The 7,363-nt window shown below is 63.3% G+C and carries 4 protein-coding genes and 2 pseudogenes; all 6 read right to left on the minus strand.

Going from position 1 to position 7,363, the window contains the following annotated elements:
* Positions 1 to 323: 323 nt before the first annotated feature.
* Entirely contained in the window at positions 324 to 1,754 is a 1,431-nt protein-coding gene (locus EOA60_RS12075; RefSeq protein WP_091600474.1) for an FAD/NAD(P)-binding protein, read from the minus strand.
* Positions 1,751 to 2,926 (minus strand): annotated as a pseudogene (ssuD, locus tag EOA60_RS12080) (FMNH2-dependent alkanesulfonate monooxygenase). The gene EOA60_RS12075 and the pseudogene ssuD overlap by 4 nt, the downstream one beginning before the upstream one ends.
* A 32-nt stretch (positions 2,927 to 2,958) precedes the next feature.
* On the minus strand, positions 2,959 to 4,206 hold the full coding sequence (locus EOA60_RS12085) for an SfnB family sulfur acquisition oxidoreductase (protein ID WP_095517101.1): 1,248 nt from the start codon (positions 4,204 to 4,206) through the stop codon (positions 2,959 to 2,961).
* Positions 4,203 to 4,994 carry an ABC transporter ATP-binding protein gene (locus EOA60_RS12090; protein ID WP_091600476.1) on the minus strand — a complete coding sequence of 264 codons (792 nt, stop codon included), beginning with the start codon at positions 4,992 to 4,994 and terminating at the stop codon, positions 4,203 to 4,205. Before EOA60_RS12090 ends, EOA60_RS12085 begins: the two co-directional genes overlap by 4 nt.
* 66 nt (positions 4,995 to 5,060) lie before the next feature.
* Positions 5,061 to 6,392 carry an ABC transporter substrate-binding protein gene (locus tag EOA60_RS12095; protein WP_091600477.1) on the minus strand — a complete coding sequence of 444 codons (1,332 nt, stop codon included), beginning with the start codon at positions 6,390 to 6,392 and terminating at the stop codon, positions 5,061 to 5,063.
* Positions 6,393 to 6,445: 53 nt separating this feature from the next.
* A pseudogene (locus tag EOA60_RS12100) lies at positions 6,446 to 7,363 on the minus strand (branched-chain amino acid ABC transporter permease); the annotation flags it as partial.

The raw sequence follows: 7,363 nt of genomic DNA on the forward strand, positions 1-7,363 counted from the left end.
TTCTCTAAACCACTGAAGGCGATGTCCGGCGGCAGATTCTTTCCCTCTCTGCGGCCACAAGGCGAGCAGCCTCGCTGTAGGCGTCTTCCCGCCCAGTGCTTTCTCGACCCGCCGCGGTGGGCTGATCGTCTCGGATCGTCATCAAAGCGGTGGACGCCGGTGCGAAGTCTGGGCATGGAGATCGGCACCTCCGAGGTCGAGCGGATCTGCTAAAAGCGCCAGGAGCGGCACGCGACCAGTGGCCTATTTACGACACGATGGGCTTCCACCTTCGCAATACGCTCGGTGAGTGTCATCTGGATAGCCTCATCGTGTTTGCAGCTTCACGACGCCTTACGACGCAACGCCGTTTGGTATCCAAGCCATTGGTGGATTTCAGCGGCTATACGCTCGGCATGCGCGGTGACTTCGGGAATTCCCATCAATTCGCCAACGCTGCCGCGCGCCAGCGGCCCGCTGACGAAAATGCTGTCGGTCGGTCGGCCGGAAGTGCTGACCGCACGGCCTTGGCTGTCGGTCGCCAGGCCAAGGCCAATCGGGTCTAGCCGGACCAGTCCCATTCGCCCGAGATCGGCAATTGCTGTGTTGGTCCGGAAAATATCGGCATGCGCCGGCCCGGTCGTGACGACCACCCTGTCGAACGTCTCGGTTGTCTGAGTGGGTTGGCGCCTTGGCCGCAGCGTGACCCGAATGCGCCCGTCGACCTGCTCGGCGCCGACGATCGATGCGGCGCGATAGGCGAGCATGCCTTCGGCAACGCGGCGATCGAGCACGTCCGCGACCTGTGGCGCGATGCGGAAGCGATGCACATCCCACAGCGTGCGCAAATGGCGCACGAGGCGGCGCTGCTCGTCGAGCGGCAGGGCCTGCCAGATGATTTGTCCCTGACGTCGGACGGCATCGAGGACCGGGTGCCAGTCTTCGCCCCGACGCTTGGCATCTAGGATCGTGGCCCGGATGCGTCTGAGCATCACTGTTGCGCTGCGTGAAGGCAGACTGATGAAATCACCAATCGGGTCGCCCGGGAGCACCGCGTGGCTGCGCGAACGATAACCATGACGTGACAGCGCGACGATGCGGCTACGATGCCCATTGCGGTCCAGCGTGGCAATGATATCCGCCGACGTCAATCCAGTGCCGACTACGAGCACTTGGTCGTCGCGGCCGATCGCTTGCAGCCCTCCGAGATCATAGGGATTGGCCACCAGCCGGGCAGCAGCAGCCACAGACCGCAGGGCCGATGGCAAGGCCGGTGGCGGATGCGTCGCCGCAATCACTAGGGCGTCGGCTGCGAGCGTCCTTCCATCAGCGAGAATCAGGATGTAGCCCTGGCCACTAAGCTCGACTGACGCGACGGCGGACCTGACATGACGGATCACTTTGCCGAACAGAAAGGGTTGGAGATAAGATTCCACGTAGCGCCCGAAAACGCGTCGTTGTGGGTAGAGTGCTCCATTTGCGGCAATAGCCTCGGCATCGTCGAGAATCGCGCCGGTCTGCTCCAGCCAATCGGCAAAGTGGCTGTCCTGGCCGGAGATCAGCGTCATTCTCGACGCCGGCACATTGATGCGGTGTGAAGGATCGGCCGTCGAGTAGGCCAGACCATAGCCGAGCCCCTCTCTGGGCTCGACGACCACGATATCGGCAGCACCGGCGGGCAGCAGCCGCGCAAGATGAAACGCGGTCGCCGCACCGGAAAAGCCGCCACCGATGATGGCTACGACCGGTCCCCTGCCCAAGTCTCTGGCGCTCAAGACTGACTCGCGCGCAGTGCCGAAGGCCGATGGTCGCCGGCCACCGTTTCGCCGAACGGTCCCATGTTCACTGCCGTCGGGCGCGTCGAGATTTCATGATCGAGCGGCAACAACGGCAACACCAGTTCGCCAAACCGATAGGCCTCCTCCAGATGCGGATAGCCGGACAGGATAAAGCTATCGATGCCAATGCGCCGGTATTCGTCGATCCGTTCCGCAACTGTCGCCGCATCGCCGACCAGGGCGGTGCCGGCGCCGCCGCGCACCAGGCCAACGCCAGCCCACAGGTTCGGACTGATTTCGAGCTTGTCGCGGCGGCCGCCATGAAGCCGGCTCATGCGCGACTGGCCGACGGAATCCATGCGCGCGAAAACCTTCTGCGCCTCGGTTATCGTGTTGTCGTCCAGGCGGCTGATCAGGCGGTCGGCATCGGCCCAGGCCTCATAATTGGTCTCGCGGACGATGACATGCAGCCGGATGCCGAAGGTCACCTGGCGCCCGGCTTTCTCGGCAAGACCGCGCACATAGGCAATCTTTGCCGCGACGTCCGCCGGCGGTTCGCCCCAGGTCAAATATTTGTCGATCTGTTCGGCGGCGACCGCGGTAGCGGCATCGGACGAGCCGCCGAAATAGAGCGGCGGATGTGGCGTCTGCACGGGCGGAAACAGTAGGCGACCGTCCTCGATACGGAAGTGCTTGCCTGCGAACGCTACGGTCTCGCCGCGAAGCACCGCCTTGTAGATGTCGAGGAATTCCCGCGTCACCTCATAGCGCTCGTCATGGCTGAGGAAGATGCCGTCGCCCTTGTTCTCGACCGGATCCCCGCCGGTGACGACGTTGATGAGCAGCCGTCCGCTGGAAATGCGGTCGAGCGTCGAGGTCTGCGCGCGGCTAGCGTCGGCGATTGCAGGCCCGGCCGGACGGCGACAAGGAAGCGAAGCCGCTGCGTCAGCGGTGCCAGCGCCGACGCCACGACCCAGCTATCTTCGCAACTGCGTCCTGTCGGCAGCAGCGCGCCATAGTAGCCGATGGCATCGGCGGCTTTCGCGACTTGGGTGAGATAGGGCAAGTCGACCGCCCTGCCCCCCCTCTGAGGTGCCGAGATAGCGGCTGTCGCCATGAGTCGGCAGAAACCACAGGACCTTGATCCTGTCGGGAGTGGCAATGCTCATGAATGGTCCTCTGTGATTTGGAGGCGCTTCGCTCAGCTCCAGGCATGGAGCGGCGGATTTACGTCGTTGAGGTAGTAGTTGCCGAGGATCGCGTATTTCCAGCGCACCGGATCGTGCAGCGTGTGGGTGCGGGCGTTGCGCCAGTGCCGGTCGAGATTGTGCTCGGCCAGCGTCGAGCGTGTGCCGGCGAGCTCGAACAGCTTGTTCGTGGCAATGATGGCGATCTCTGTCGTGAGGATCTTGGATTCGGCAACCGCGATCTGCGCTTCCGCGACGGTCTTCTCGTTCGGGTCGGCCACGGCGCGATCTACCGCAAGCCCGGCCCTTTCCAGAACCGCCTCTGCCGCGTTGGCCCGCAGGCGAAGGTCGCCAATCGCCTGGATCGTATAAGGATCCTGCCAGGCATGATCGACGCCGCTGTCGATCCAGGCGCGCGACTTGGTGCGCACGAAGCCGACAGTCTCGTCGATCGCCGCCTTGGCGATGCCGAGATCGACCGCGGCCTGGATGATCTGGAAGATGGCGCCGTCGGCCGTCGGCCTGTCATAGCCCTTGTAGCCGGGGACAAGATGCGTTTTGGGCACCTTGACATTGTCGAGCAGGACCGTGCCGGACAAAGTCGTCTTCTGTCCGAAGCTCGACCAGTCGTCGATCACCGTCAGTCCGGGCGCGCCGCGATCGGCGATGGCATACCAGGCGCGCCCCTCGTCATCGAGCGCCACGATCGGAACCAGATGGGCAAGCAGAGCACCGCTCGAATAGAATTTCTGGCCGTTGACCACGACATGGTCGCCGGCGTCGACGAACTTTGTCTCGAAGTCGGCCGCGCGCTTGGAGCCGAACTCGGAGAACGCGTTGCCGAAGCGCGTGCCGGACAGCACCTCAGCGAAAAGCAGCTTCTTCTGCGCCTCGTCGGAGACGGTGCGGATAGCGGCGACGACGCCAAGATGGTTCTGCGGAATCTGGCCGAGCGACGGATCGGCCGCCGAGATGATGGTGATCACCTTCGACAGGGTCACATAGGAGAGCTCCGGCCCGCCATAGGCTTTCGGCACGTTGATCGACCACAGGCCGCTCTGCGAAAACGCATCGAGCTCTTCCTTCGGCCAGATGCGTTCACGATCCCGCTTGGAGGCATCCCTGGCGAATTCGGCGGCGAGTTTTTCGGCGACAGCGATTGCCTCGGCATCGGCCTTGATCACATGCGCCTTGGCAGAGGGTCGTTCGACCGGCGGGACGGCACTGCGGCTATCCGACGCCTGCCTGGATTGGATGGTCATGCTGCTGTCTCCTTGGGAAAATGTTGCGGTGGAAGCGGCGCGCCGCCGAGGTAGTAGGTTTTGATATCGGTGCGCTGGCGCAAGTCGGCAGCCGATCCTTCCAGCACGCTGACGCCGTTCTCGAGCACGGTGGCGCGGTCGGCGTATTTCAGCGCGACCGCCGAATTCTGTTCGGCAACGAGGATCGAAAGGCCTTCGTCGCGGTTGAGCCGTTTCAGGGCGCTGAAGATCTCGTCGACGATCAGCGGTGCCAGCCCCATCGACGGCTCGTCCAGAACAAAGAGTTTCGGCCGCGACATCAGACCCCGGCCGATAGCCGTCATCTGCTGCTCGCCCCCGGAAGTGAGGCCGGACCGGGTTCGCCGCTTCTCGGCGAGCCTTGGGAAAAGTGAATAGACACGATCCAGGTCCGCCTTGACGCCCGTGCGAGAGGACGAGCGTCCGAGCGCGCCGGTGAAGAGGTTCTCTTCGACCGTCAGCGAGCGGAAGCAATGCCGGCCCTCGAGGACTTGGACAAGGCCGCTGCGGACTAGGTGCGAGGGGCTTGCCCTTGAAACATCCTCGCCACCGAAGGTGATCCGACCGGCGGTAATGGCGCCGCGCTCGGCCGGGAGGAGATTGGATACGGCGCGCAGCAGTGTCGTCTTGCCGGCACCGTTGGAGCCGAGCAGCGCGACGATCTCGCCCCTGCCAACCAACAAGTCGACGCCGTGTAGGGCGGCGATGGCGCCGTTGTAGACAGCCTCCACGCTGCTAACTGACAGTATCGGGTATTCCGGGATGGACATCGATGACTCCGCTCGGGAAGGTGGATGGCGCGGCCGGCCAGATTTGTCGGCCGCACCATACCAAATTCAGTTGCTGACCACCGCGTCGGCGTCCTCGGCCGTGCGGATCTTGATGCCCTTTTCCTTGGCATACGCCTCGGACGACTTCTCGATGATCGGACGCAGCAGCTTCCAGTCGGGAGCGATCCAGTCGGAGACGACATTCCACTTCTTGCCGTCCCATTGCTGGAAGGTCACGTAGCCGTCACCCTCGTGATTGTCCCAGGAGACGTTGATCGAGTGGAACAGGTCCTTGGCGCCGAGTGCCTCGACGCGCGCCGGATCGAGCTTGAGATGCTCGAAGCCCCAACGCACTTCGTCGCCGGTCAGCGTGCGGTTGCCGAACTTGGCCTGTGCGATGCGGACCGCCTCGACATTGAGGATGCCATTGACGATGCCGAGATTGTGGTAGACCGAGCCGATGCGGCTTTTGTCCTCGAGATTGCCTTTGCCGTCGCCGTAGACCGTTTTGACGATCTCCTGGACCACCGGATACCGCTCACCCGAGGCCTGGGTGGTGATGGCCGTATAGCCCTTGGCGGCATCGCCGGCGGGGATGACATCCTCTTCGGAATTCGACCAGACATTGCCTATGATGTGATCGGCCGGGAAGCCTGTCTTCTGCGCGGTCTTCAAGGCGACGGGGTTCATCACGCCCCAGCCGCGCAGCACGACATAGTCAGGATGCTCGCGCCGGATGGTCAGCCACTGCGCCTGCTGCTCGTTGCCGGGATGCGGCACCTCGATCTGCGACAGCTCGAAGCCGTATTTCTGCGACAGCAGCTCATAGATCGGGATCGTCTCCTTCCCATAGGGCGAGCCGTGATAGAGCACGACGATGTTCTTGCCCTTGAGCTTGTCGAGGCCTCCTTCCTTGGACGCGATGTAGTTCACGATGCCGGAGGTCTCGCTGTAAGGATTGAGCAGCAGCGGGAAGACGTAAGGGAACACCCGCCCGTCGGTCGTGTCTGTGCGGCCGTGGTTGATGGTGATCAGCGGCACCTTGTCGTCGGTGATGCGATCGATCATGGCATAGGCGATGCCGACCGAGAGTGGATTCCAGGCAGCGATGCCGGGATTGCTCTTCAACCGTTCATACACCTCGACGCCCTTCTCGACCTCATATTGCGTCTCGCCTTCGCTCCAGGCCAGCTTGGCGCCATTGACGCCGCCGTCGCGGATGTTGATCAGGTTGAGATAGTCGATGAAGCCACCGAAAAAGCCGGTTCCGCCGGCCGCATACGGACCGACACGGTAGCTCTGCAGGGGAAAGTATTGTTCTTCGGCGTGAACCGCCGTCGCGCCGAGCACGAAGGCCGTGGCGATCGCCGCTTTTCTTAGGTGACTGAAGAAGGTCATTGCTTACGTCTCCTGATGGGTTGGTCCGAGCGGAGGAGGAAGTTGAGCGGCAATCAGCTGGACCTTGAGCCGATCCGTCGTTTGAGGCGGTCGAAGAGGGCCGACAGCCCGCTCGGTTCCGCGATGAGGAAGATGATGATAATGGCGCCGAGCACGATGCGCTGGCTCATGTCGAGAACGCCCGAATCGAACAGGCCGCCGAACAGGAATGCGCCGAGCCGGGACAGAAAGAGCGGGAGGACAACGATGAACGCCGCACCCAAAACGCGCCACGGATCGAGGCCAGCCCGCCGATGATGATGATGAACAGGATCTGGAATGAGCGGTCGAGATTGAAGCCTGCCGGCTCGACGGTGCGCAGATAGGTGAAGGCCCACAGCACGCCGGCGATACCGATGATGAACGACGAGATGGCGAACGCCAGAAGCTTGGTTCGCAGCACCGGCACACCGATGACGCGTGCGGCGGTTTCGTTGTCCCGCACGGCGATGAAGTTGCGACCGGTCGCGCTGTTGACCAAGCGCCAGACGAGGGCCGTCAGCACCATGACCGTGGTGACCGAAAGCAAATAGCGGCCGGTCGCGCTGTCGAGCGAAAGACCGGCGACGGCCAGGTGCGGCGCCGAGATCACCCCGGACGGGTTGTCGTTGGAGAACCAGCCGAACTTGGTCAGCGCCCATTGCACGAAGAACTGGGCGGCGAGCGTCGAGACGGCGAGGTAGAAGCCGCGCAGCCTGAGACTGGGCAGGCCGAACACGACGCCGAAGCCGGCGGCGGAAATTCCGGCCAGGATCATGGTCACCGCCAGCGGCAGGCCTTCGACCCTGAGGTTGAAATTGTAGGCGCCGAACGCGCCCACCGCCATGAAGGCGGAAGAGCCAAGCGAGAGCTGGCCGCAATAGCCGGTCAGCAAATTGAGGCCGACCGCCGCCAGGCTGAGCGCCAGGAATGGCAGCAGGATCGCCTCGACC

The organism is Mesorhizobium sp. M1A.F.Ca.IN.020.06.1.1 (assembly GCF_004023265.1).
GTDB lineage: Bacteria > Pseudomonadota > Alphaproteobacteria > Rhizobiales > Rhizobiaceae > Mesorhizobium.